The 23,438-nt window shown below is 45.5% G+C and carries 21 protein-coding genes, 3 tRNA genes and 1 rRNA gene; 14 read left to right on the top strand and 11 right to left on the bottom strand.

The annotated features are described in order from the left end of the window. Positions 1-31 precede the first annotated feature (31 nt). The 4 genes from DK415_RS08450 to DK415_RS08435 form a co-directional block, all read right to left on the bottom strand. On the bottom strand, positions 32-292 hold the full coding sequence (locus DK415_RS08450; RefSeq protein WP_048749786.1) for a hypothetical protein: 261 nt from the start codon (positions 290-292) through the stop codon (positions 32-34). 9 nt (positions 293-301) lie between these two features. After that, entirely contained in the window at positions 302-952 is a 651-nt protein-coding gene (locus DK415_RS08445; protein ID WP_109433247.1) for an FABP family protein, read from the bottom strand. 53 nt (positions 953-1,005) lie between these two features. Then, positions 1,006-1,914: a glycine--tRNA ligase subunit alpha gene (gene glyQ / locus DK415_RS08440; protein ID WP_048749789.1), complete on the bottom strand. Its 909-nt coding sequence runs from the start codon at positions 1,912-1,914 to the stop codon at positions 1,006-1,008. A gap of 140 nt (positions 1,915-2,054) precedes the next feature. Continuing rightward, the gene (locus DK415_RS08435) at positions 2,055-2,417 is read right to left on the bottom strand and encodes a winged helix-turn-helix transcriptional regulator (RefSeq protein WP_109433246.1); all 363 of its coding nucleotides are present in this window, start codon (positions 2,415-2,417) and stop codon (positions 2,055-2,057) included. A 166-nt stretch (positions 2,418-2,583) separates the two neighbouring features. Between DK415_RS08435 and DK415_RS08430 the strand changes: the two genes are divergently transcribed. Further along, complete coding sequence (locus DK415_RS08430; protein ID WP_109433245.1) at positions 2,584-3,429, top strand: SDR family oxidoreductase; 846 nt, start codon at positions 2,584-2,586, stop codon at positions 3,427-3,429. A gap of 114 nt (positions 3,430-3,543) precedes the next feature. Here the strand turns inward: DK415_RS08430 and DK415_RS08425 are convergent, their stop codons facing one another. Continuing rightward, on the bottom strand, positions 3,544-3,861 hold the full coding sequence (locus DK415_RS08425) for a cupin domain-containing protein (protein WP_109433244.1): 318 nt from the start codon (positions 3,859-3,861) through the stop codon (positions 3,544-3,546). Positions 3,862-3,876: 15 nt separating this feature from the next. Beyond that, positions 3,877-6,675 carry a DNA polymerase I gene (gene polA, locus DK415_RS08420; RefSeq protein WP_109433243.1) on the bottom strand — a complete coding sequence of 933 codons (2,799 nt, stop codon included), beginning with the start codon at positions 6,673-6,675 and terminating at the stop codon, positions 3,877-3,879. Positions 6,676-6,891: 216 nt separating this feature from the next. Between polA and DK415_RS08415 the strand changes: the two genes are divergently transcribed. The 6 genes from DK415_RS08415 to DK415_RS08390 all read left to right on the top strand — a co-directional run bounded on the left by DK415_RS08415 (position 6,892) and on the right by DK415_RS08390 (position 10,259). Next, a complete protein-coding gene (locus tag DK415_RS08415; RefSeq protein WP_109433242.1) occupies positions 6,892-7,440 on the top strand; it encodes an outer membrane protein in 549 nt (182 codons plus the stop codon). Positions 7,441-7,559: 119 nt separating this feature from the next. After that, positions 7,560-7,790, top strand: a complete 231-nt coding sequence (locus DK415_RS08410) for a YceK/YidQ family lipoprotein (protein WP_109433241.1) — start codon at positions 7,560-7,562, stop codon at positions 7,788-7,790. A gap of 9 nt (positions 7,791-7,799) precedes the next feature. After that, positions 7,800-9,815, top strand: coding sequence for a DNA helicase Rep (rep, locus tag DK415_RS08405; protein ID WP_109433281.1), 2,016 nt, complete (start codon positions 7,800-7,802; stop codon positions 9,813-9,815). 125 nt (positions 9,816-9,940) lie between these two features. After that, a tRNA-Ser gene (locus tag DK415_RS08400) sits at positions 9,941-10,034 on the top strand. A gap of 17 nt (positions 10,035-10,051) precedes the next feature. After that, positions 10,052-10,128: transfer RNA gene (locus DK415_RS08395), tRNA-Arg, on the top strand. Between the two features lie 54 nt (positions 10,129-10,182). Continuing rightward, positions 10,183-10,259: transfer RNA gene (locus DK415_RS08390), tRNA-Arg, on the top strand. Between the two features lie 70 nt (positions 10,260-10,329). On the opposite strand, the gene DK415_RS08385 is transcribed toward DK415_RS08390, so the two are convergent. Beyond that, complete coding sequence (locus DK415_RS08385; protein ID WP_109433240.1) at positions 10,330-10,710, bottom strand: PRD domain-containing protein; 381 nt, start codon at positions 10,708-10,710, stop codon at positions 10,330-10,332. 125 nt (positions 10,711-10,835) lie between these two features. Here DK415_RS08385 and DK415_RS08380 point away from each other — a divergent pair, with 125 nt between their 5' ends. The 4 genes from DK415_RS08380 to purT all read left to right on the top strand — a co-directional run bounded on the left by DK415_RS08380 (position 10,836) and on the right by purT (position 13,906). Next, positions 10,836-11,441, top strand: a complete 606-nt coding sequence (locus DK415_RS08380; RefSeq protein WP_109433239.1) for a beta-phosphoglucomutase family hydrolase — start codon at positions 10,836-10,838, stop codon at positions 11,439-11,441. Between the two features lie 66 nt (positions 11,442-11,507). Continuing rightward, a complete protein-coding gene (locus DK415_RS08375; RefSeq protein WP_109433238.1) occupies positions 11,508-11,993 on the top strand; it encodes a YqaA family protein in 486 nt (161 codons plus the stop codon). Between the two features lie 214 nt (positions 11,994-12,207). After that, entirely contained in the window at positions 12,208-12,714 is a 507-nt protein-coding gene (gene luxS, locus DK415_RS08370; protein WP_109433237.1) for an S-ribosylhomocysteine lyase, read from the top strand. A 10-nt stretch (positions 12,715-12,724) separates the two neighbouring features. Further along, positions 12,725-13,906 (top strand): formate-dependent phosphoribosylglycinamide formyltransferase, encoded by a 1,182-nt coding sequence (purT, locus tag DK415_RS08365; RefSeq protein WP_109433236.1) that lies wholly within the window; start codon positions 12,725-12,727, stop codon positions 13,904-13,906. A gap of 71 nt (positions 13,907-13,977) precedes the next feature. Here purT and rluA read toward each other — a convergent pair whose 3' ends face one another. Both rluA and rapA read right to left on the bottom strand, forming a co-directional pair. After that, entirely contained in the window at positions 13,978-14,637 is a 660-nt protein-coding gene (gene rluA / locus DK415_RS08360) for a bifunctional tRNA pseudouridine(32) synthase/23S rRNA pseudouridine(746) synthase RluA (RefSeq protein WP_048750592.1), read from the bottom strand. Between the two features lie 2 nt (positions 14,638-14,639). After that, entirely contained in the window at positions 14,640-17,498 is a 2,859-nt protein-coding gene (gene rapA / locus DK415_RS08355; protein WP_109433235.1) for an RNA polymerase-associated protein RapA, read from the bottom strand. A gap of 191 nt (positions 17,499-17,689) precedes the next feature. On the opposite strand from rapA, the gene pnuC reads away from it, so the two are divergent. Further along, positions 17,690-18,379, top strand: a complete 690-nt coding sequence (pnuC, locus tag DK415_RS08350) for a nicotinamide riboside transporter PnuC (protein WP_109433234.1) — start codon at positions 17,690-17,692, stop codon at positions 18,377-18,379. Between the two features lie 58 nt (positions 18,380-18,437). Here the strand turns inward: pnuC and DK415_RS08345 are convergent, their stop codons facing one another. Then, positions 18,438-19,145 carry a tRNA1(Val) (adenine(37)-N6)-methyltransferase gene (locus tag DK415_RS08345; protein ID WP_109433233.1) on the bottom strand — a complete coding sequence of 236 codons (708 nt, stop codon included), beginning with the start codon at positions 19,143-19,145 and terminating at the stop codon, positions 18,438-18,440. An 89-nt stretch (positions 19,146-19,234) separates the two neighbouring features. Between DK415_RS08345 and srmB the strand changes: the two genes are divergently transcribed. After that, positions 19,235-20,563 (top strand): ATP-dependent RNA helicase SrmB, encoded by a 1,329-nt coding sequence (srmB, locus tag DK415_RS08340; RefSeq protein ID WP_109433232.1) that lies wholly within the window; start codon positions 19,235-19,237, stop codon positions 20,561-20,563. 21 nt (positions 20,564-20,584) lie between these two features. Then, positions 20,585-23,185, top strand: a complete 2,601-nt coding sequence (mutS, locus tag DK415_RS08335; protein ID WP_109433231.1) for a DNA mismatch repair protein MutS — start codon at positions 20,585-20,587, stop codon at positions 23,183-23,185. Positions 23,186-23,363: 178 nt separating this feature from the next. Here mutS and rrf read toward each other — a convergent pair. Continuing rightward, positions 23,364-23,438, bottom strand: a 5S ribosomal RNA gene (gene rrf / locus DK415_RS09590); the annotation flags it as partial.

The raw sequence follows: 23,438 nt of genomic DNA, 5'->3' as shown, positions 1-23,438 counted from the left end.
AAATTTAGCGAGTTTAAGCATGGTGCTCATATCAAGCAAAAACAGTTTTTAATTGGGTTTGATCCAAGATAACGCGATCATCGTCCAACAATAACGCAGGGAAGCCGGCATAACCTTGTGCTTTCACCTCATCAAATGCAGGATGACGATCACGTAAACGCAACCATTGTTTCAAATTAGGAATAGAAGATAAAACTTCCACTTTCTCATATTCCACACCAAGACGTTTTAATTCCGCCACAAACGGGGCTGTATCGGGACATTGCTCGGCATAATAAAGAATAGGTTTCATCGCAATACCTTACTTTTTATTTGCCACAGCAAGTGCGGTCGGATTTAATGTCGGTTCAGCGATTTTGGTTAAACGGTTACGATCGCGATGCTCAAACGGCTTGTCGTAATTCGGGATAATCATCGTGGTAATTTGATCGTAAGACCAAGTACCATCTTCATGAATTTTCACCGTAATTTCATAGCTTTCTGTCGTGAAAGATTGTTCTAAAAACGGATTCGAGATAATGCCATTCGTTAAAGAGCCTCGCACGGCTTTTAGCGTAAACTCTTTCGCATCTGCCGCAGCATTACCGGTGGCAATGAGGCTTTGTCCACGTGGAATACTCAACGACAAGGAAATATTGCCTGTTGCCGGCTCCCATAACCAATAGCCTACTTGATCGTGAAAGGTTTCCACTTCATCAGGCTGCACAATATGCGTGTGATAGCGCAAGCCATAAAACAATTGCGGCCCATTGGTTTGCGCATCAATCGGTTGTAATTCGTAATATTCGATATAAGGATCTTTCACTGCCCCTTCAGCTTTCGGGTTGATATCAAGCCCACGCTTTCCTTTCCAAATTCCCGCCATAGGCGCTAAAGGCCCTAAATTCGCTAGCGTGTTTTCGTCCGGTTCAGCTTCGGTGTAAATATCGTCGGGGTATTGAAAATCTTTCATGATGTTCTCCTTATATCACGGTGTTAACACATAAAGTGCGGTGACTTTTCGCTTTATTTTTTACAACCCGGGAAGCCTAAGGCTTCACGGCTGGCATAATAGGCTTCCGCCACGCCTTTAGTAAGGGCACGAATGCGTAAAATGTAGCGTTGACGCTCAGTAACGGAAATCGCTTTGCGCGCGTCTAACAAGTTGAAACTGTGTGCCGCTTTTAAAATGCGCTCGTAAGCCGGCAGTGGCAACGGGCGTTCTAATTCCAATAAGCTTTTCGCTTCTTTTTCATATTGATCGAAACAATGGAATAAGAAATCGGTGTCGGCATATTCAAAGTTGTAGGTGGATTGTTCCACTTCATTTTGATGGAATACGTCACCGTAAGTGGTTTTGCCAAGCGGGCCGTCAGACCAAACTAAGTCATACACGGAATCCACGCCTTGAATGTACATTGCCAAACGCTCTAAACCGTAAGTTACTTCGCCGGTAACCGGTTTACATTCTAAGCCGCCCACTTGTTGGAAATAGGTAAATTGAGTCACTTCCATGCCGTTTAACCACACTTCCCAGCCCAAGCCCCATGCGCCTAAAGTTGGGTTTTCCCAGTTATCTTCCACAAAACGAATGTCGTTTTTGGTCGGGTCAAAACCAAGCATTTCAAGGGAACCTAAATACAATTCTTGAATATTGTCCGGAGAGGGTTTAATCACCACTTGGAATTGGTAGTAATGCTGTAAACGGTTTGGGTTTTCACCATAGCGACCATCGGTCGGACGGCGGGAAGGTTGCACATAAGCAAACGCCATCGGCTCAGGACCTAACGCGCGTAATGCGGTCATCGGGTGAGAGGTACCTGCGCCCACTTCCATATCAAAGGGTTGCACAATGGTACAGCCTTGGTTCGCCCAGTATTCTTGTAAGGCAAGAATCATGCCTTGGAAAGTTTTTACATTAAATTTTGTCATAATATGTTCTGTCTATTTAGATGGAGAAAATGTGTGCCATTATACTGAAAACACAAGGCGGGATAAAGGAAAGGTGAAAAAAAGTGCGGTGGAAAAACATGTCGATTTTTCACCGCACTTTAGCAACCATCATGCCGTAGTTCTTACGGATTCGCGGCTTGCTTCGCCAAAATTCCGTCAAGATTTGTTTCCAACCAATCCACCAACTCAAACATTTTATTGGACGCCTGCGAACCGAATTCCGTTAAGGTGTAATCCACTTGCGGCGGCACGGTATTGTAGGATTTGCGAATTAACATGCCGTCCGCTTCCAGTTCCTGCAAGGTTTTTGTCAACATACGCTCGCTCACGCCATCAATAGAGCGACGAAGTTCACTAAAACGCTTGGTGCCGGAATGCAAGCTCACCAATACTAACGCCCCCCAACGACTGGTTAAATGCTGCAAAATTTGCCGGGAAGGACAGGCAGAAGCCAACACATTGCCACGCTCAAAAACTTTTTCCATTTTTAATTCCTTAAAAATCAATCAATTAAAAATTATTTTCAAAAAACCCCAAAACTTACGTTTATGTAAGTACTTCCTAAAAGTAAGTATTGAAATATAATACGCCACATCAAGCGAACAATCAAATGTTCAAACTCAATTTAAACTTAACGAGAAGGAAAACATCATGACAACGAAAACTATCGCAATTACCGGCGCAACAGGTCAATTCGGCGCAATCGCGTTAAATTTATTAAAAGCAAAACACGCAAACGTCATCGCACTTGTGCGTTCCCCGGAAAAAATTTCCGGCGTAGAAGCCCGCAAATTTGATTATGCAAAACCAGAAGGACAAGTAGAAGCGTTACAAGGCGTGGATACGTTAATTTTAGTCTCAAGCAGTGAAGTGGGGCAGCGAATTCAACAACATAAAAATGTGATTGAAGCGGCAAAAAAAGCCGGTGTAAAACACATTATTTATACCAGTTTATTAGGCGCCACTAATGAAAATACCGTCAAATCTCTTGCTGGTGAACACGTTGCAACCGAAGCCGCATTAAAAGCCTCCGGTATCACTTACACCATTTTACGCAATGGCTGGTATACAGAGAACTATACTGCGTCCATCCCGGCGGCGTTGGCAAATAATGCTTTCTACGGTTCAGCAAAAAACGGCAAAATTTCCTCTGTACTTCGCGCAGAACTTGCAGAAGCGGCCGTAAATGTCGCCCTAGGTGAAGGCCACGAAAACCAAACTTACGAGCTTGCCGGATCAACCAGCTGGACATTAGCTGATCTTGCTGCAGAAATCAGTAGACAAACCGGTAAAGAAATCCCTTACGTGGATATTCCTGCAGCAGATTATGCCGCAGCACTTGTGCAAGCAGGATTAGATGAAGGCTTTGCAGGCTTAATTGCACAATGGGATGTGGATGCGTCAAACGGTGCATTATTCTCAGAAGACAAAACCCTTGAGAAATTGCTTGGCCGCCCAACAGCAGGTCTGGATGTGGCGGTGAAACAGGCGCTGTAATTGTTCATTTGATCTGTGTCCCTTAGATTGGCGCTCCTCAAAAACAATTGGCAAAAGAATAAAAAAGAGCGGTCGATATAAAAACATTTTTAAAACCGACCGCTCTTTTTATTTTTAAACACTCCCCACCTTTTCAATCACCAAAATCCGTGCTTCGCCTTGCGGGTGCGCGACGTGTTCGGTGCCGATGCCGGCATAGAAAATGTCACCGGTTTCTAGCAACACACTTTTGGCTTCGCCGCGCTCTTTGTAGTGCATTTCCACCACGCCGTTCATCACAGCAAAAACTTCCTCACCATCATTGATATGCCATTTATAAGGCTCATCCGTCCAATGTAACCGCACGCTGATGCCATTCATTTCAGTGATATCCAAACCGCCCCAAGCGCGGGTGGCAGTAAAATCTGCGCTACGGATAATTTTGTGTGCCATGCTCTCTCCTTAACGTTAGTGGGCTTCGTCCCAATTCTCGCCCACGCCAACATCCACAATCAGTGGCACCACAAGTTCGGCGGCAGCTTCCATGTGTTGTTTGATGAGCTCGCTGAAAAACGCGATTTTTTCCGACCGCACTTCAAATACCAATTCATCGTGCACCTGCATAATCATATGAATATCCGGATCATCACGCGTGATTTCATCTAGTTTAATCATGGCGCGTTTAATGATGTCGGCAGCGGTGCCTTGCATCGGCGCGTTAATCGCCACCCGTTCCGCACCTTTACGACGCATGGCGTTGGAAGAATTGATTTCCGGCAAATACAAGCGTCGTCCAAACAAGGTTTCCACATAGCCTTGTGCTTTCGCTTTTTCACGGATGTCGTGCATGAAGGTTTGCACGCCCGGGTAACGTTGGAAATACAAATCCATGTAGCGTTGCGCATCCGCGCGGGAAATCCCAAGCTGACGGGAAAGTCCGAAAGAGGACATGCCATAAATCAAGCCGAAGTTAATGGCTTTCGCGTTGCGGCGTTGTTCGCTCGTCACCTGTTCCAACGGCAAACCAAAAATCTCCGCCGCGGTGGAGCGGTGAATGTCTTTACCTTGTGCGAACGCGTTAATCAAACCCGCGTCGTTGGACAAATGCGCCATAATGCGCAGCTCAATTTGGGAATAGTCGGCGGCGATAATTTTATAACCGTCGCGTGCAATAAAGGCTTGGCGAATGCGGCGTCCTTCCTCGTTACGAATCGGAATATTCTGCAAATTCGGATCACTGGAAGAAAGCCGCCCAGTTGCCGTTACGGCTTGATGGTAAGAGGTGTGCACGCGCCCGGTTTGCGGGTTCACCATTTGCGGCAATTTGTCGGTGTAAGTGGATTTCAGTTTGCTCAAACCGCGATGTTCCACCAACACTTTCGGCAATTCGTGGCTGTACGCCAGTTCCTCCAACACTTCTTCATTGGTGGACGGCGCGCCTTTCGGGGTTTTTTGCAACACCGGCAAGCCGAGTTTATCGAACAGAATGTCTTGCAACTGTTTCGTGGACGCCAAATTGAACGGTTGTCCTGCCAGTTCGTACGCCTGCATTTCAAGTGCGGTCAATCTTTCGGTAATTTCGTTGGACTGCAAGAACAGCGCATCAGAATCAATCAGTACGCCACAACGCTCCATGCGCGACAACACGCCGAGCAACGGCAATTCGATGGATTGATAGAGTTCCACCAAACTGGGTTGCGACTGAAGTTTTTCCCACAACACTTGTTGCAATTTCATGGTCACGTCGGCATCTTCCGCCGCGTATTCGCCCGCTTGTTCTAGCGGGATTTGGTTGAACGTCAGCTGATTTTTCCCTTTGCCGGCAATATCTTCAAAGCCGATGGTTTGGTGTCCGAGATAGCGTTTCGCTAGGTCGTCCATGTTGTGTCGACCGGTGCTGTCCAAGGTGTAAGAAAGCAACATGGTGTCGAATTCAATGCCCTGCAACGCAATGCCGTTGCGGGCAAAAATAGTCATATCAAACTTGAGATTCTGCCCAATTTTCCCGATGTTCGGGTTCTCTAAAATGGGTTTGAGGGCAGCAAGTGCGGTGCTTTTTTCCAACGTTTTTGGCGCACCGAGATAATCCAAATGCAACGGTAAATACGCTGCGTCGCCATTTTCCAATGCAAAAGATATACCGACCAAATTGGCGGACATATAATCCAGCCCGTCGGTTTCCGTATCCACCGAGATCAGTTTCTCGGCACTCAATTTTTCCACCCAACGGGCTAAATCCGCTTCAGTCAGAATGTTTTCATAGCGGCTGCGGTCGATGTTAAATTTAACCGAGTTTTCAACCGCACTTTCATCGGTTTTGACTGCCGGCGTCGCTTGATAGTGATTAATTTTCACTGATTGCGTCGGTTGCGTTACAGAATTGGTGCCGTTCATCACCTCGCCTAGCCAGCGTTTGAATTCATACCGCCCGAAATATTCGATTAAGGCGTCATTGTTGCTGTCACCAAGCACAAGTTCTTGCGGAGAAAATGCCAATGCCACGTCGGTTTTGATGGTTGCCAACGCGTAGGACAAATCTGCCATGTCTTTTTCAGCAAGCAATTTTTCTCCGAGTTTCTTCGCACCACGAATCGGCAGTTCGGCGACTTTATCCAAATTGGCATAAATTTGTGCCATGCTGCCGATGCCCAGCAAAAGCCCTAGCGCTGTTTTTTCACCGACACCTGAGACACCAGGAATGTTGTCGGAGCTGTCGCCCATCAACGCCAGATAATCAATAATCAACTCTGGCGGAATACCGTATTTTTCAATCACGCCATCACGATCCAGCAGGCTGTTGTTCATGGTGTTAATCAACATAATGTTGTCGTCCACCAGCTGCGCCATGTCTTTGTCGCCGGTACTGATCAGTACTTTTTGCCCGTTTTGCGACGCTTGGCGTGCCAACGTGCCGATTACGTCGTCCGCTTCAACGCCTTCCACCACCAACAGCGGAATACCCAAGGCAAGGATCATGTCATGCAACGGCTGGATTTGTTTACGCAGATCGTCCGGCATCGGTGGACGGTGAGATTTATATTGCTCAAACATTTCATCGCGGAAGGTTTTGCCTTTGGCATCAAACACTACCGCTATGTGGCTTGGCTGCACCTGAGAAATCAGGCTTTTCAGCATATTCAACACACCATACATGGCGCCTGTCGGCTCTCCGTTGGAATTAGTGAGCGGAGGGAAAGCGTGAAAGGCGCGGTATAAATAAGAAGAACCGTCCACGAGGACAAGGGGATTTGCAGCAATTTGAGCCATAATCATCTCATGATGTTGATAAAATGTTGTCGCATTATAGCGAAAATCGGCCAAGGGCGCATGGGGAAATCCCCATGAAAAAAGGGATTAAAAAACACCGAAAAAACAGACCACACTTCGTCTTTCAAGATCCTTGATATCACCAAAGGATCTTGATCCTTATAGAAAAAATGCCTATACTCAGGCCGTTTTTAATACAATCCAGCAGAGGATCTCATGAAAAAATTAACACTTTTAGCACTTAGCGCCGTTGTTCTTGCTTCAACTTCCGCAGTCGCATCTGATTTCACCGGTTTCGGCGTAGGTGTTGGCGTAGGTACAACCAAATACGAACATGCAAAACGCATCTCAAACGTAGATTTAATCGCGGACTATGGTTTCAACCATGGACAAAATGTTGTGGGTATTGTTGAAGGTAAATTCAAACCACACAACTCTACATTAGTGGACAATGCTGACACTAAAGTACAACAAAAAGGCCGTTTAGGCGTAGGATATCTACTTGGCTACCGTGCGACCCCATCTGTGTTACCTTATGCAAAAGTAAGCGCAGAAGTGGTTAAATTTGATGCAACAACGACTGACGGTAGAGTTGTCACCAAAATCACCGAAACAAAAGCCGGTTATGGTTTAGGTGCAGGTGTAAAAGCGAACTTAGCGCCAAACTTTGAATTAGGTTTGGAATACTTACGTACCGGTAACAGATTTGGTGGCGATAGCCTCAAAGGCAATACTTTCAGCACCAATGCGTCTTACCGTTTCTAATTTAAATTGATTTTAAATACATTGCGCCGAAGGAAAACCAACGGCGCATTTTTTTGCCCGAATAATCTTGTGCAAACCTTTCCACATCTTTTCTTATTTGGTGTAAAATCCGCCCACTTATGAAATTTCAACCCTTAAAAACAGTGCTTTTTTCGACTGCACTTTTCACCGCAAATGCCTGTGGCACCGTGGTAAAACTCGTGGATCCGACAGAACCTTATAGCCCTTATGCCGGCACAAAATACGATGTCGAGATGGCAAAGCATTGGGGCTTGCCGATTTTGGATGTGCCCTTGTCCTTCCTGTTGGATACGGCGTTATTGCCTTATGCGTGGTCGCAAAGTGAATAATCAATGACTATGAAACTCAATCCGCAACAACAACAAGCCGTGGAATATGTGTCCGGTCCTTGCCTCGTTTTAGCCGGTGCAGGCTCTGGAAAAACGCGCGTCATCATCAATAAAATTGCTCATCTCATTCGCAAGTGTGGTTATCTTCCAAAGCAAATCGCCGCCGTCACCTTCACCAACAAAGCCGCTCGCGAAATGAAAGAACGCGTGGCACAGTCTATCGGTAAGGAATCCTCCAAAGGGCTAATTGTATCCACCTTTCACACCCTCGGTTTTGACATTATTAAGCGTGAATATAAGCACTTAGGTTTTAAAGCCAATATGACGTTGTTTGACGAGCATGATCAAATGGCGCTGTTAAAGGAACTCACCGCTGACCTGTTGCAGGAAGATAAAGATTTACTGCGTACGCTGATCAATCGCATTTCTAATTGGAAGAATGACTTATCTAGCCCACAACAAGCGATGACATTGGCGCGTGATAAGCAAGAACAAACCTTCGCTCATTGTTACGACCGCTATAACAAACAACTGCGTGCCTACAATGCTTTGGATTTTGATGATTTGATTATGTTGCCGACCCTACTGTTCAAACAGAACGCCGAAGTGCGGTCCAAATGGCAGGAGAAAATTCGCTATCTGTTGGTGGATGAATACCAAGACACCAATACCAGCCAATATGAGTTGATTAAGTTGTTAGTGGGCGATCGTGCACGTTTCACGGTGGTGGGTGATGACGATCAATCTATTTATTCTTGGCGTGGTGCGCGACCACAGAATATGGTGCGATTACGCGATGATTTTCCGGCGTTACAGGTGATTAAACTGGAACAAAATTACCGTTCTAGCCAACGCATTTTGCATTGCGCCAATATCCTCATCGATAACAATGATCATGTTTTCGACAAAAAACTCTTTTCCAAGTTAGGGGAAGGAGAAAAGTTACAAATTATTGAAGCGAAAAACGAAGAACATGAGGCAGAACGTGTTGTGAGCGAACTCATTGCTCACCGTTTTATCGCTAAAACCCATTATCGTGATTATGCCATTTTGTATCGTGGCAACCACCAATCGCGCTTGCTGGAAAAAATTCTGATGCAAAACCGCATTCCATACAAAATCTCCGGCGGCACATCCTTTTTCTCCCGTGCGGAAATTAAAGATATGATGGCGTATTTGCGTTTGGTGGTAAATCAAGATGATGATGCAGCGTTTTTACGCATTGTGAACACACCAAAACGAGAAATCGGTACGGCAACGCTGGAAAAATTGGGTTCGCTGGCACAAGAAAAACATGTCAGCTTATTTGAAGCAATTTTTGATTTTGAGCTGATTCAGAGGGTCACCCCGAAAGCCTATGATGCGTTGCAAAAATTCGCCCGTTGGATTGTGGAATTGAATGATGAAATACAACGTTCCGAACCTGAACGCGCTGTGCGCTCCATGCTTGCTTCGTTACATTATGAAGAATATTTATACGAATACGCCACCAGTCCAAAAGCGGCAGAAATGCAGAGTAAAAACGTGGCAACGTTGTTTGATTGGGTTGCTGATATGCTCAAAGGCGATGAATTTAACGAGCCGATGAACCTCAATCAGATCGTTACCCGCTTAACCTTACGCGATATGCTGGAACGAGGAGAAGAGGAAGACGACAGCGATCAGGTACAATTAATGACGCTTCATGCCTCCAAAGGGCTAGAATTTCCGCATGTGTTTTTAATCGGTATGGAAGAAGGCATTTTGCCGCATCAAACCAGTATTGACGAAGACAACGTGGAAGAAGAACGCCGTTTGGCGTATGTGGGCATTACGCGTGCGCAGCAGAATCTGTGGTTTTCGTTGTGCAAAGAACGACGCCAGTTCGGCGAATTGATTCGTCCGGAGCCAAGCCGATTCTTACTGGAGTTGCCGGAAAACGATTTGCAATGGGAACGGGATAAACCGCCGTTAAGTGCCGAACAGCAACAAGCGAAAACACAAAGCCATATTGCCAATTTACGGGCGATTTTACGCGGGAAATAATCAGCGAAGGGGATACTTGAAGTTGTCGAGAAATCGCACAACTAACTTGATTTCAAGCACTTTTCGGAAAAAATAATTTGACTTATTGTCATAAACCCGTATTATACCGCCCACAAACCGATTGTGGTGAGATGGCCGAGTAGGCTGAAGGCGCTCCCCTGCTAAGGGAGTATGGGGTCAAAAACTCCATCGAGGGTTCGAATCCCTCTCTCACCGCCATTTGTTTAATTTGTCTCGCACCCGTAGCTCAGCTGGATAGAGTACTCGGCTACGAACCGAGCGGTCAGAGGTTCGAATCCTCTCGGGTGCGCCATTTTAAATCGACTCTATTGTTTAAAATGGTTTGAGCAAATTAAACACCAACTACGCACCCGTAGCTCAGCTGGATAGAGTACTCGGCTACGAACCGAGCGGTCAAAGGTTCGAATCCTTTCGGGTGCGCCATTTCACTTCTTTATAATCTCCAACTCATTTTCTAGAACAACCAAAAGTGCGGTCGTTTTTTCGTGTATTTTTAACGAAGCCGTTCTAACACCTGTGGTTGATCCAATACTAATCCGTACACGTTTGCCAAAAAATACGTTTGTTCTTCTTCGGGAATCGCCAACGGAATTAATTTCAATATCTTTTGGTGAATTTGCAAAACTTGTGGAAAAACCACCGCACTTTGAATTTCCTCCAAAAAATCGGCATACAACGGCGAAACACAATGGCCACGTTGAATCCGCCCCAAGGCACTGGCAATGTGCACCAACATCATTTTTACCTGCTCGGTTTCAACATCTACCCGCCAATCTTGTTGCAAATGACAACGCACATTCAGCACGATTTGCACAATATGTTCGTCAATTAATTCTCGGACTTGAAATGCCCAAAGTCGTTGTTGAAGATCCATTCTTCTCGCTCTCAAAAAAGTTGCCCAAGTATAACCGAATCGCGATGAATTAAACGGTGCATTGATCACAAAATTGTAGCAAAATAACTCCCCTCTCATTTTATTAAGGTAATTCGGAAAGCAACATGTTAGATAATGAAGTAATAAATCAGTATGACGGCTTAATTTTTGATATGGACGGCACCGTCATCGACACCATGCCTAGCCATGCCAAAGCATGGGAAATGGTCGGGCAACATTATGGTTATCCGTTTGATGGCAACCTGTTATATGAAATGGGCGGAGCACCGGTAAGAACTATTGCGCTAGAAATGATGAAACGCTATGCCATGCCTTTAGATAAGTTAGAGGATGTCATTGAATTAAAAAGAGAATATGGCAAAAAACTGATTATGCAACATGCCACATTGCTGCCAGCCGCCAATATTGTTCGCGCATTTTATAATAAAAAACCTTTGGCATTAGGCACAGGCTCTCACCGCACTATTGCAAAAATTTTGTTAGACAAATTCGATTTTGAGAAATATTTCTCCGCCATCGTGACTGCCGAAGATATTCAAAATCATAAACCCGCGCCGGACACCTTTTTACGTTGCGCCGAACTGATTCAAGCCAAACCACAACGTTGCTTAGTCTTTGAAGATGGCGATTTTGGCATCCAAGCCGGATTACGCGCCGGCATGGATGTGTTTGATGTTCGGGTCAACAAATTAATACGAGGTAATTCGTGATTATCAATGCGCAATCACAGCAGATCATGAAAATGACTTACGCGCTTATTTTCCGCACATTTAATCATGTTTGATCTTTTTAGCTGGGATGGGTGGTTCGCCTTATTTGGCGAGCATCGATTGTGGATTATGTTCGCCAGCGCTTTTCTCAGCGCGACTGTCCTTCCCGGTAATTCTGAAATTATTTTTGTCACCCTCATCACACCGCTTTTATGGGCAGGATCCCCTTATTTTTCTGTGGATATTCAAAGCCTACTGTGGATTGCCGTCGCCGGAAACACGCTGGGAAGTCTGACCACCTATGCGCTTGGGCGCTGGCTCCCCACTTTTAATACACCGCCACAAAATGCAAAACTCACTTGGGTATTAGAAAAAACACAACGTTACGGCAGTGTGATGTTATTTTTTAGCTGGTTACCGATCGTCGGTGATGTATTTTGTACCGTGGCAGGCTGGTTGAGATTAAATTGGGTGGCGTGTCTGATTTTTATGACACTGGGAAAAATAGTGCGGTACGTTTTTTTATTATTTTTGGGTGTTGCCGTTCTTTAAATAAGGCCATTTTACGGTAGAATGGCTAAAAAAATGCCTCTCACGAGGAGAGGCGAATAACCTAAGGAACCAATTTTATTAAAACAACTGCAAGTTGCTCGTTATCTATGACAGCAGTATAGCGAAAAAAGTTCGTAAATAATTTAAAAAATCTCGAAAAAAGTATCAATTGATTATTTTATAAACAAAAACCACTCCATTTGAGGAAAAATAAATGCCATTACTTGATAGTTTCAAAGTTGACCACACCCGCATGAATGCGCCAGCTGTGCGAATTGCCAAAATAATGCAAACTCCAAAAGGAGACAACATCACTGTTTTTGACTTGCGTTTTACCATTCCCAATAAGGAAAATTTGCCACCGAAGGGCATTCACACACTAGAACATTTATTTGCCGGTTTCATGCGTGATCATCTCAATAGTCAAGATGTCGAAATTATCGATATTTCGCCGATGGGTTGCCGCACCGGTTTTTATATGTCCTTAATCGGCACCCCAAATGAGACTCAAGTTGCACAGGCTTGGGCGGCCTCCATGCAGGATATTCTCAATGTGAAAAATCAACGTGAAATTCCTGAACTGAATGAATACCAATGCGGTACATACACCGAACATTCTTTGGATGAAGCACATCAAATCGCACAAAACGTATTAGAACGCGGTATCGGCGTGAATAAAAACGAAGACTTAACCTTAGACGAAAGCCTACTCAAACAATAAGGAGCCCCCCATGACCACAATCGGCACGCCATTAACCCCAAAAGCACTGAAAGTAATGATGCTTGGTGCGGGTGAATTGGGCAAAGAAGTTGTCATTGAATTACAACGTTTAGGTGTTGAAGTGATTGCAGTAGATCGCTATGAAAACGCCCCCGCACAGCAAGTAGCACACCGTGCTTACACCATTTCCATGTTGGATGGTGCGGCATTACGCGCCATTGTGGAAAAGGAACGTCCTGATTTTATCGTGCCGGAAGTGGAAGCTATCGCCACCGATACTTTACTTGAACTGGAACAAGAAGGTTTCACCGTTATCCCGACCGCCAAAGCCACGAAGCTGACCATGAACCGCGAAGGCATTCGTCGTTTAGCCTCGGAAGAATTGGGCTTGCCAACCTCACCTTATGAATTCGTAGACAACTTTGACGACTTCAAAAGTGCGGTCGAAAAAATCGGTGTTCCGTGCGTAGTCAAACCGATTATGTCCTCCTCCGGTCATGGGCAAAGCGTTATTCGTACCCTCGATCAAATCCAATCCGCATGGGATTACGCCCAAGAAGGCGGACGTGCCGGTGCCGGACGCGTCATTGTGGAAGGGTTCATTAAATTTGATTACGAAATTACCCAGCTCACCGTACGCCATGTGAATGGTACTTCGTTCCTTGCGCCAATCGGACACATTCAAGTCGATGGCGATTATCGTGAATCTTGGCAACCACAAGCCATGTCGGAAACTGCATTGAAAAAAGCGCAAGACATCGCGGAGAAAATCACTGGTGCATTAGGTGGTCGTGGGATTTTTGGTGTGGAAATGTTTGTGCGTGGCGACGACGTGATTTTTAACGAAGTCTCCCCGCGTCCACACGATACCGGTATGGTGACCATGATCTCACAAGAGTTATCACAGTTCGCCTTGCACGCTCGTGCCATTTTAGGCTTGCCGATTCCAAGCATCGATTTCATCAGCCCGTCCGCCTCTAAAGCCATTGTGGTGGAAGGTAAATCCAAACAAGTACAATTTGCTAACTTGGCGCAGGTACTTGCCGAACCACAAACCAACTTACGCATTTTTGGTAAAGGCGAAGTGAATGGCCATCGTCGTTTAGGGGTGATTTTGACACGCGACATCAGCGTTGAAAAAGCCTTAGAAAAAGCCCGTCGTGCCTATGACAAATTAGATGTGATTTTATAAGCTCAGCTTATCGTTGAATCACAGTTAAAGTGCGGTGAAAAAATACCTTATTTTTTCACCGCACTTTTTTATTAAAAACCGACTGGCGCGGTGAATTCCATCGTTTCTCCGGTAATCGGATGTTGAATCTGCAGGCTTTCCGCGTGCAAGCAGAGGCGAGGCGATAACGCTTTGGCTTGTGGATGTGCGTAGAATTTATCACCTAAAATCGGATGCCCAAGTGCCAGCATGTGCAAGCGTAATTGATGGGAACGCCCTGTAATCGGCGTAAGTTTTACGCGTGTCGTATTATTGGGATAACGTTGTAAAACATCGTAAAAAGTGACCGCTCTTTTGCCTCGTTCAAAGCAAATTTTTTGCCGTGGGCGATTTTCCCAATCACAAATCAGTGGCAATTCCACCACACCATGATCTTGCTCCAGATGTCCCCAAACCAGCGCTTGATAATATTTTTTCGGTTCACGTTCACGAAATTGGCGTTTTAACTCGCGATCGGCCGCTTTACTCAAAGCAAACAACAAAATCCCGCTGGTGGCCATGTCGAGTCGATGTGCCGGTTCACAAAAACCGTACTTTTCTTTCACCCGCGACATCGCGCTGTCGTAATATTGCGGCTGATTGCCCGGTACTGAAAGTAGGCCGCTTGGCTTGTTCACCACCGCAATATAATCATCGCGATACACCAAATCCAGCCAAGGTTCTTGCGGCGGATTATATTCAATCAGGGCCATATTTATTCCTTATTACTCACAATCACTCGCAAGCAATCTAAACGCCAGGTTGCCTGTTGTAACAGCTGTAAAATTTGGGTGCGTTGACGTTCTAACGTGTGAATTTCATCGGCGCGAATGTTTTTATTCACTTTTTGTAACGCAATTAATCGGTTGAGTTCTGCATCCAATTGCTGCTCGGCTTCTTGCTGTGCGGCATTGATAATCTGCTCACTTTGCGCCACCACCAAACGCTCACCTTGGGCAATTAGCCCTTCAATGCTCGGACGCAGCATTTTCACAATTTTATTCGCCACATTACGTTCCATCGGCTTCAATTTGCGTTGTAATGTGTCAAATGCCACCTGCGGTGCCAAATCATTACCGCGATTATCCAGCAACAGGCGAATCGGTGTTGGCGGTAAGAATCGGGTTAATTGTAACCCTTGTGGCGCTTGGCTTTCTACCACATAAATCAGCTCTAGCAACAGCGTGCCTGACGGCAGATTTTTATTCACCAACAACGCCACGGCGCTTTTGCCAATGTCACCGGAAGTGATTAAATCAATGCCGTGGTAAATCATCGGATGATCCCAAGTGAGGAATTCCAACTCCTCACGCGCCAACGCCAATTGACGGTCGAAAGTGACCGTGACACCTTCCTCTTTCAAGCCCGGGAAATCGGGCATAAGCATCGTGCCTGTGGGCGTGATGACGATGGATTGCTCACCTAAATCTTCCTGTTCCACACCGATGACATCAAACAGATTCAAGGCAAAATTGACTAACTCCTGACTGCCATCTTGCCCAGCAATGTCTTGTGCCAGCTGCTTCGCTGCCTCACCACCATTAGAATTGAGCTCCAACAACAAATCACGCCCTTGTTCCAACAGCTGCTTCAGGCGTAACCGCTCCTCTTGAGTACGCTTAATTAAGTCCTGACGAGCGTCAAGTGCGGTCGGATTTTTCAACGTTTTTTGCAAGGCTTCGGCAAACTGTTCGAACAACAAGGCACCCATCGGGCATGTCTCATTGAAGGCATTTAAGCCCAAGTGATACCAATCAGCCAACATCGCTTGCGCACTGTCGGCAAAATACGGCTGATAAATTTGAATTTCTCGCGTTTGTCCAATGCGATCCAAACGCCCGATGCACTGCTCTAACAAATCAGGATTTTCCGGCAAATTAAACAGCACCAAATGGCAGGCAAATTGGAAGTTTCGCCCCTCAGAGCCGATCCCGGAACTGAGTAGCACCTGTGCACCATTTTCTTGTTGGGTAAAATACGCCGCCGCACGATCGCGTTCCACAATAGACATTTTTTCGTGAAATACCGCACTACGAATGCCTTCTTTTTCTCGCAGAATTTGTTCCAGCTGAATTGCCGTATCTGCATAACGACAAATCACCAACACTTTTTCCTGTCGATGTTGTTTTAAAAAATCTATCAGCCATTGCACACGTGGGTCAAATTCCCACCATGCCATATTGGCGTTAAGTTCTCGCAGAAAATGTTCAGGATAAAGCGCGCATTGCAACGGATTTTCACCAAAGGCAAGGAGCGTTTTCACTGCATTTTCATATTGCTTCGGCTGAGATAAGGCAATAGGGTGATACACCCTTTTCGGGAAGCCTTGTACGCTTTGACGGGTATTGCGGAACAATAAACGCCCGGTGCCGTGGCGGTCGATAAGCTGTTGAATTAACTTCGCCTTATTGCCGGTTTCAAAATTAATCGACTTAGCCAACAACAAGGAAATCGTACGCTTTTCATCCACATTTAATGGGCGATTCTCCAGTAATGCCTGTGTGGCTTCAGCAATCGGCTGATAATTTTGCTGTTCCTTTAAAAAAGCCTGATAGTCGTGGAAACGATGTGGGTCCAATAAATTCAAACGGGCAAAATGACTTTGCTGACCAAGCTGCTCCGGTGTGGCTGTGAGTAATAACACGGCGGGAATCTGTTGTGTCAGTTGTTGCACTAACTGATATTCCAAACTTGGATTGACTTCGTCATACACCAAATGATGCACTTCATCGACAATGAGCATATCAAAACCGGCCGCCAAAATTTGTTGTACCCGTTTTGGCGTTTGCACCAACCAATCCAAGGCACAAATAATCATGGATTCGGTGGTAAACGGATTCACTTCTTCTTGCTCTTCTATCGCGGCAAAATCCGCGCAACGTTCTTCGTCAAACAGCGAAAAATGTAAATTAAAACGACGCAACATTTCGACCAACCATTGATGTTGCAACGTTTCCGGCACAATAACCAGCACGCGGCGTACCTTTTCGGCAAATAATTGCTGCTGCAAAATCATGCCGGCTTCAATCGTTTTACCTAAACCCACTTCATCGGCCAACAACACACGTGGTGCAATACGCTGCCCGGCTTCTTTCGCAATGTGTAATTGATGAGGTATCAGCCCGACGCGGATACCGCGTAAGCCCCGCAAAGGCGATTGAAATTGCGCTTTTTGGTATTGCAACACTTGGTAACGCAACACGAAATGGTCGTTACGATCAATCTGTGCGGAAAACAGACGTTCTTGCGGTCGGCAAAAAGAAATGCGATGAGCCAGCTCCATTTCACTGACGACACGGTCTTCCTTGCCCTCTTGTTGTACCAAATAGAACAGCAAGCCATTATTTTCCGCCACATTAAGCACTTCGCCATGCCAACCTTCTACATGTTGAATCAAATCACCGATACGAAATTGCACACGATTTAACGGCGCGTTTTGCACCGAATAAATACGTTGTTCTTGTGCTGCAGGGAAATCAATTGTCACTTGCCGAAAATCTACGGCACGAATAACCCCCAAGCCTAAATTATTTTCCGTTTCACTGATCCAACGCTGCCCAATCGCAAAAGTCATGATGTTCTCTCTACTGATAAAAAGGTGCTATTTTAGCCCTGTTACGCTGAAAAAGAAATGACACGATGCCATTCATGTTTAACGTGATGACATCTTTTTTGTGATCAGCAACACAAAAACGTAGCAAATCCTTTACATTCTAAAAAATATTTCCTAAGATGACCGCACTTTATCCCATTTGTGAGGTGACTATGAATCTACAACCGTATTTACATCAAATAAAACAAGAACTTTTTTCCGACTGGAAACCTTTTGAAGTGTTTTGGCTATTTCTCTTTATTGCGGCGCAAATTGTTGCTTTTGTATTAGATCCGCAATCGCCTTTAGCCATGATTTCCGGGATTGCCGGCGTGATTTGTGTGGTGTTTGTCAGTAAAGGGAAAATCAGTAATTATCTGTTCGGGCTGATTTTTGCCTACACTTACTTCTATGTAGCATGGGGCGAGAATTTCATCGGCGAAATGAATACCGTCTTGTATGTTTATATCCCAGCGCAATTTATCGGTTATTTCATGTGGAAAACCCATATGCAACAAGAAAAGAGCGGTGCAGAAAGCGTTATTGCGAAATCACTAACACTGCAAGGCTGGCTCATCCTAACCACCACAGTGATTGTCGGTACGTTATTGTTCGTGCAAGCCCTTAATGCGGCAGGCGGCAGCTCCACTGGATTAGACGGTTTGACCACCGTGATTACTGTTTCAGCTCAATTATTGATGATTTTACGCTACCGGGAACAATGGCTTTTATGGATTTTGTTAAATATCCTTTCCATTGCCTTATGGGCGGAAACCCCAGCCATGTATTTAATGTATAGTGCCTATTTATTGAACTCGTTATACGGTTATTACAACTGGACGAAATTAATGAAACAGGCCTAAGAAACAAAGAAAAACACCGCACTTTTAAAGAAAGTGCGGTGTTTTTTTTATGGCGTTTTTAGAAGTTCAAATAAAAATCCTGCGTCAATGCAACAAAATCGGCGTGATATTGATTTTGTATGTCGTAAATAATCAACTCGTCATATCGCAATGTTTCTGGTTGTTTGGCAAAGGTCAACAACATACGTTGTGGCGCTTTGCCTTGCTTAGTAATGACATCGCAACGCGCAACACAATAAAGTGCGGTGCTTTTTAGCAAAGTTTCTCCAGCGTCAAAAGGTAACACAAAACTGATTTTTCCCTTGGGTGCCAAGCAAGCAGCAGCGGTCTCTAACCAATGTAAATGACTTTGTGCGGCAAAATAACGGGCTGTATTCCGCTCCTCATTACGGCAATCTACTCCTGTTTGGAAATAGGGTGGGTTGGCGACAATCAAGTCGAAGCGCTCTGCTGTTTGAGTACAAAAACTATCTATATCCTGCTGATACATCTGAATTTTATTCTTCCACGGTGAAATTAATACATTTTCACAGGCTTGTTGTGCCGCCGCAGGATCAATTTCTACGGCAAAAATTCGGCTTTCGGCAGAACTGCGTTGAGCCAACATTAAGGCGATTAAACCGCTGCCGCTACCTAAATCCAATATCTGTTTTGCCTGCGTCACATCCGCCCACGCGCCCAATAAAATGCCGTCCGTGCCCACTTTCATAGCACAGCGATCATGATTTACCTGAAATTGTTTAAAACGAAAACCCGTATTACTCATCGAAAAACACCGTCAAAAAGGCCCGCACTTTAACGGCAAAGTGCGGTATAATTCGGCGCAATTTTAATGCTAATGAACAACAAATACCAATGACAAACCTCACTCAATTTGCAGATTTTGATCTCGCGCCTGAATTACTCAACGCCCTCCAGAAAAAAGGCTACCAACGTCCTACCGCCATCCAACAGGAAACCATTCCTGCCGCGATGGAGGGCTTTGATGTCCTAGGGTCAGCACCGACCGGCACCGGAAAAACCGCCGCGTTTTTGCTACCGGCGATTCAACATTTGTTGGATTATCCACGCCGTAAACCGGGCGCGCCACGTGTGTTGATTCTTACACCAACCCGTGAACTTGCCATGCAGGTGGCGGAACAGGCGGAAGAACTTGCCTGCTTCACCAAACTCAGCATTGCAACTATCACCGGTGGTGTGGCGTATCAAAATCACGGTGAGATTTTCAATAAAAATCAAGACATCGTGGTGGCGACCCCGGGGCGTTTGTTGCAATACATTAAAGAAGAAAATTTTGATTGCCGCGCAATAGAAATTCTGATTTTTGACGAAGCGGACAGAATGTTGCAAATGGGCTTCGGGCAAGATGCGGAGAAAATCTCGGCAGAAACCCGTTGGCGTAAGCAAACGTTGTTGTTCTCGGCAACCCTTGAAGGGGATTTATTGGAAGATTTTGCCGACCGCACGTTAAACGAGCCGGTGAAAATTGATGCAGAACCGAGCCGACGTGAGCGGAAGAAAATTCAGCAGTGGTATTATCACGCCGACAGTAATGAGCATAAATTCAAATTATTAGCGCGTTTCATTGAGCAAGAACAAGTCAGCAAAGGCATTGTGTTCGTACGTCGTCGGGAAGATGTGCGCGAACTGGCGGAAAATCTGCGCAAACGCGGTATTCGCAGCACGTATCTGGAAGGCGAAATGGCGCAAACCCAACGCAACAATGCTATCGATAAACTGAAAAACGGCGTGGTAACGGTATTGGTTTCCACGGATGTCTCCGCACGCGGTATCGATATTGATGACGTCAGCCACATTATGAATTTTGATTTACCGTACAGCGCCGATACTTATTTGCACCGCATCGGGCGTACCGCGCGCGCCGGCAAAAAAGGCACCGCAGTGTCTTTCGTAGAAGCGCACGATTATCGTCTGTTGGGCAAAATTAAGCGTTATACCCAAGAAATTCTGAAAGCCCGTGTGATTGAAGGTTTGGAACCGCGTACCAAAGCGCCGAAAGACGGCGAAATCAAAACCGTCAGCAAAAAACAAAAAGCGAAAAAATTAGAAAAACGCGAAGCGCAAAAGAAAACGGATAAAAAAGCTAAACAGCGCCATCAAGATCGTAAAAATATCGGGAAACGCCGTAAACCAAGTGCCGCTACAACGAAAACCGCCCAATAATCGCCAGAATAAGATAACCACATGATGTCAAAAGAAAATTTCGAACAGCATACGCCGATGATGAAACAATATCTGCAACTCAAAGCGGAGAATCCGGATATTTTGTTGTTTTATCGCATGGGCGATTTTTACGAGTTGTTTTATGACGATGCGAAACGCGCCTCCGCACTGTTGGATATTTCGCTGACCAAACGCGGACAGTCTGCAGGGCAGCCGATTCCCATGGCAGGTGTACCTTATCACGCGGTGGAAGGCTATTTAGCGAAGTTGGTACAGTTAGGGGAGTCCGTCGCCATTTGTGAACAAATCGGTGATCCGAATACGGCGAAAGGCCCTGTTGAACGCCAAATTGTGCGCATTGTCACGCCGGGCACGGTGAGCGATGAAGCGTTGTTACCGGAACGACAAGACAACCTCATTGCCGCCGTGTATCAGGAAAAAGATCATTTCGGTTTGGCGACATTAGACATGACGTCCGGTCGTTTTCAGCTATGCGAACCGCAATCCAAAGCGGATTTGCAAACAGAATTACAACGCATCGCGCCGGTAGAATTGCTTTATTGTGAGAATTTTGCCGATTTTCAGCTCATTGAACACGCTAAAGGTTTACGTCGTCGCCCTATTTGGGAATTCGAGCTAAAAACCGCAATTCAACAGCTTTGCCATCAATTTAATACCAAAGACTTGTGCGGATTTGGTGTGGAAAAAGCGATTCTGGGTTTATGTGCCGCCGGTTGTTTATTGCAATACGCGCGCGAAATGCAACGCACCGCCTTGCCGCATATTCAAAGCATTCATCTCATTCAACACAGCGAAAATATTCAGTTGGACGCGGCAACCCGTCGCAATCTGGAGCTCACTCAAAATCTGGCGGGCGGTACGGAAAACACGTTGGCGGCCGTATTAGACAAATGTGTGACCCCAATGGGCAGTCGCTTGCTCAAACGCTGGATTCATCAGCCGATTTGCGATGTGGCAAAACTCAAACAACGCCAACAAGCCATTGGGGTGATTTTAGAACAGGATTTAGCGGCGGATTTGCAACCTTATTTACAACAAGTGGGTGACATGGAGCGCATTTTAACGCGCGTGGCGTTACGCACCGCCCGTCCGCGTGATTTAACCCGCTTGCGTACCGCGCTGGAACAAATTCCTTATATAAAAAATCTGTTGGCTGAAAAAACATCCACCAAAATGACCGCACTTTATCAGCAGCTAGGTGATTTCTCCGCACAATTTGACCTTTTACAACGGGCGATTATTGACAGCCCACCGGTGTTAATTCGTGATGGTGGCGTCATTGCGACGAGCTACAACGCCGAATTGGATGAGTGGCGTGAATTAGCCGAGGGTGCCACCCGTTATTTAGAAGAACTGGAACAGCGGGAACGGGAAAACACCGGCATTGATACCTTAAAAATAGGCTTCAATGCGGTGCACGGCTATTACATTCAAATTAGCCAGGGGCAAGCCCATAAGGCGCCGATTCATTATGTGCGCCGTCAAACCTTAAAAAATGCAGAACGTTATATCATTCCTGAATTGAAAACCTATGAAGATAAGGTGTTGAAAGCAAAAGGTGCTTCTTTGGCGCTGGAAAAGCAGCTATATGATGAAATTTTCGACCAATTATTACCGCACTTGGGGGACTTACAGCTCGCCGGTTTGGCATTAGCCGAATTGGATGTGCTCACCAATTTAGCGGAGCGGGCGGAAAGTCTGAGCTATGTGGCGCCGACCTTCTCGGCACAAACGGGCATTCATATTCAAAATGGCCGTCACCCCGTGGTGGAGCAAGTATTGAAAGAACCGTTTATTGCCAACCCAACAGAGCTTACGGAACAGCAACATTTCCTCATTATCACCGGCCCGAATATGGGCGGTAAAAGTACCTATATGCGTCAAACGGCGCTGATTACCTTAATGGCGTACATGGGCAGTTTTGTACCGGCAGACAGTGCAGTCATTGGCCCTATTGATCGTATTTTTACCCGTATCGGCGCTTCTGATGATCTTGCTTCAGGGCGTTCAACCTTCATGGTGGAAATGACGGAAATGGCGAATATTCTGCATCAAGCGACAGACAAAAGTTTGGTGTTAATTGATGAAATCGGCCGTGGAACCTCCACTTATGACGGTTTGTCCCTCGCCTGGGCTTGTGCTGAGTGGTTGGCGAAGAAAATTCGTTCTTTAACCTTATTCGCCACCCACTATTTTGAGCTCACCGTACTGCCGGAACAGGTACGAGGCATAGGTAATATTCATTTAGATGCCATTGAGCATAATGACACCATTGCTTTCATGCATGCCGTGCAGAAAGGTGCTGCCAGCAAAAGTTACGGTCTTGCTGTCGCCGCCTTAGCAGGAGTACCGCAACAGGTTATCAAGCTTGCCAAACAAAAACTGGCACAATTAGAAAAACTGTCACAGCAAAACGCCAACCAACAGATTCAGGATCTTCGTTTATTAAATCAACGCCAAGGTGAATTAACATTTGATCAGGCGGAAGATGAAAATAAGGAGATGTTATTGAATATGTTACAAGAATTAGATCCGGATGAATTAAGTCCAAAACAGGCATTGGCCTATTTGTATCAGTTAAAGAAAATGATAAAGCAATAAAAATAGAAAAAAATAAAACCGCACTTTAGATAAAAATCTCAGTGCGGTTTTCTTATGGTTTATCTCAGCCATTTATAGTTTATTGTCAGTTTTCTTCTATTCTTTTTTAATACGACTAAATTCCTATGCTGTAAAAAGCAAAAACCCCCGATGCTCTCACATCAGGGGTTCGTATCAGGCTTGGCGGTGACCTACTCTCACATGGGGATGCCCCACACTACCATCGGCATTACGGCGTTTCACTTCTGAGTTC

It is taken from the genome of Aggregatibacter segnis, from assembly GCF_003130075.1.
Classification (GTDB): domain Bacteria; phylum Pseudomonadota; class Gammaproteobacteria; order Enterobacterales; family Pasteurellaceae; genus Aggregatibacter; species Aggregatibacter segnis_A.
This window is presented reverse-complemented; position numbering and strand designations above follow the sequence as displayed.

Excerpts from the sequence above, each read along its gene's own strand:
- DK415_RS08450 (WP_048749786.1), bottom strand. The coding sequence starts at position 292 with ATGAAACCTATTCTTTATTATGCCGAGCAATGTCCCGATACAGCCCCG.
- DK415_RS08445 (WP_109433247.1), bottom strand. The coding sequence starts at position 952 with ATGAAAGATTTTCAATACCCCGACGATATTTACACCGAAGCTGAACCG.
- DK415_RS08435 (WP_109433246.1), bottom strand. The coding sequence starts at position 2,417 with ATGGAAAAAGTTTTTGAGCGTGGCAATGTGTTGGCTTCTGCCTGTCCT.
- DK415_RS08430 (WP_109433245.1), top strand. The coding sequence starts at position 2,584 with ATGACAACGAAAACTATCGCAATTACCGGCGCAACAGGTCAATTCGGC.
- DK415_RS08425 (WP_109433244.1), bottom strand. The coding sequence starts at position 3,861 with ATGGCACACAAAATTATCCGTAGCGCAGATTTTACTGCCACCCGCGCT.
- polA (WP_109433243.1), bottom strand. The coding sequence starts at position 6,675 with ATGGCTCAAATTGCTGCAAATCCCCTTGTCCTCGTGGACGGTTCTTCT.
- DK415_RS08415 (WP_109433242.1), top strand. The coding sequence starts at position 6,892 with ATGAAAAAATTAACACTTTTAGCACTTAGCGCCGTTGTTCTTGCTTCA.
- DK415_RS08410 (WP_109433241.1), top strand. The coding sequence starts at position 7,560 with ATGAAATTTCAACCCTTAAAAACAGTGCTTTTTTCGACTGCACTTTTC.
- rep (WP_109433281.1), top strand. The coding sequence starts at position 7,800 with ATGAAACTCAATCCGCAACAACAACAAGCCGTGGAATATGTGTCCGGT.
- DK415_RS08385 (WP_109433240.1), bottom strand. The coding sequence starts at position 10,710 with ATGGATCTTCAACAACGACTTTGGGCATTTCAAGTCCGAGAATTAATT.
- DK415_RS08380 (WP_109433239.1), top strand. The coding sequence starts at position 10,836 with ATGTTAGATAATGAAGTAATAAATCAGTATGACGGCTTAATTTTTGAT.
- DK415_RS08375 (WP_109433238.1), top strand. The coding sequence starts at position 11,508 with ATGTTTGATCTTTTTAGCTGGGATGGGTGGTTCGCCTTATTTGGCGAG.
- luxS (WP_109433237.1), top strand. The coding sequence starts at position 12,208 with ATGCCATTACTTGATAGTTTCAAAGTTGACCACACCCGCATGAATGCG.
- purT (WP_109433236.1), top strand. The coding sequence starts at position 12,725 with ATGACCACAATCGGCACGCCATTAACCCCAAAAGCACTGAAAGTAATG.
- rluA (WP_048750592.1), bottom strand. The coding sequence starts at position 14,637 with ATGGCCCTGATTGAATATAATCCGCCGCAAGAACCTTGGCTGGATTTG.
- rapA (WP_109433235.1), bottom strand. The coding sequence starts at position 17,498 with ATGACTTTTGCGATTGGGCAGCGTTGGATCAGTGAAACGGAAAATAAT.
- pnuC (WP_109433234.1), top strand. The coding sequence starts at position 17,690 with ATGAATCTACAACCGTATTTACATCAAATAAAACAAGAACTTTTTTCC.
- DK415_RS08345 (WP_109433233.1), bottom strand. The coding sequence starts at position 19,145 with ATGAGTAATACGGGTTTTCGTTTTAAACAATTTCAGGTAAATCATGAT.
- srmB (WP_109433232.1), top strand. The coding sequence starts at position 19,235 with ATGACAAACCTCACTCAATTTGCAGATTTTGATCTCGCGCCTGAATTA.
- mutS (WP_109433231.1), top strand. The coding sequence starts at position 20,585 with ATGATGTCAAAAGAAAATTTCGAACAGCATACGCCGATGATGAAACAA.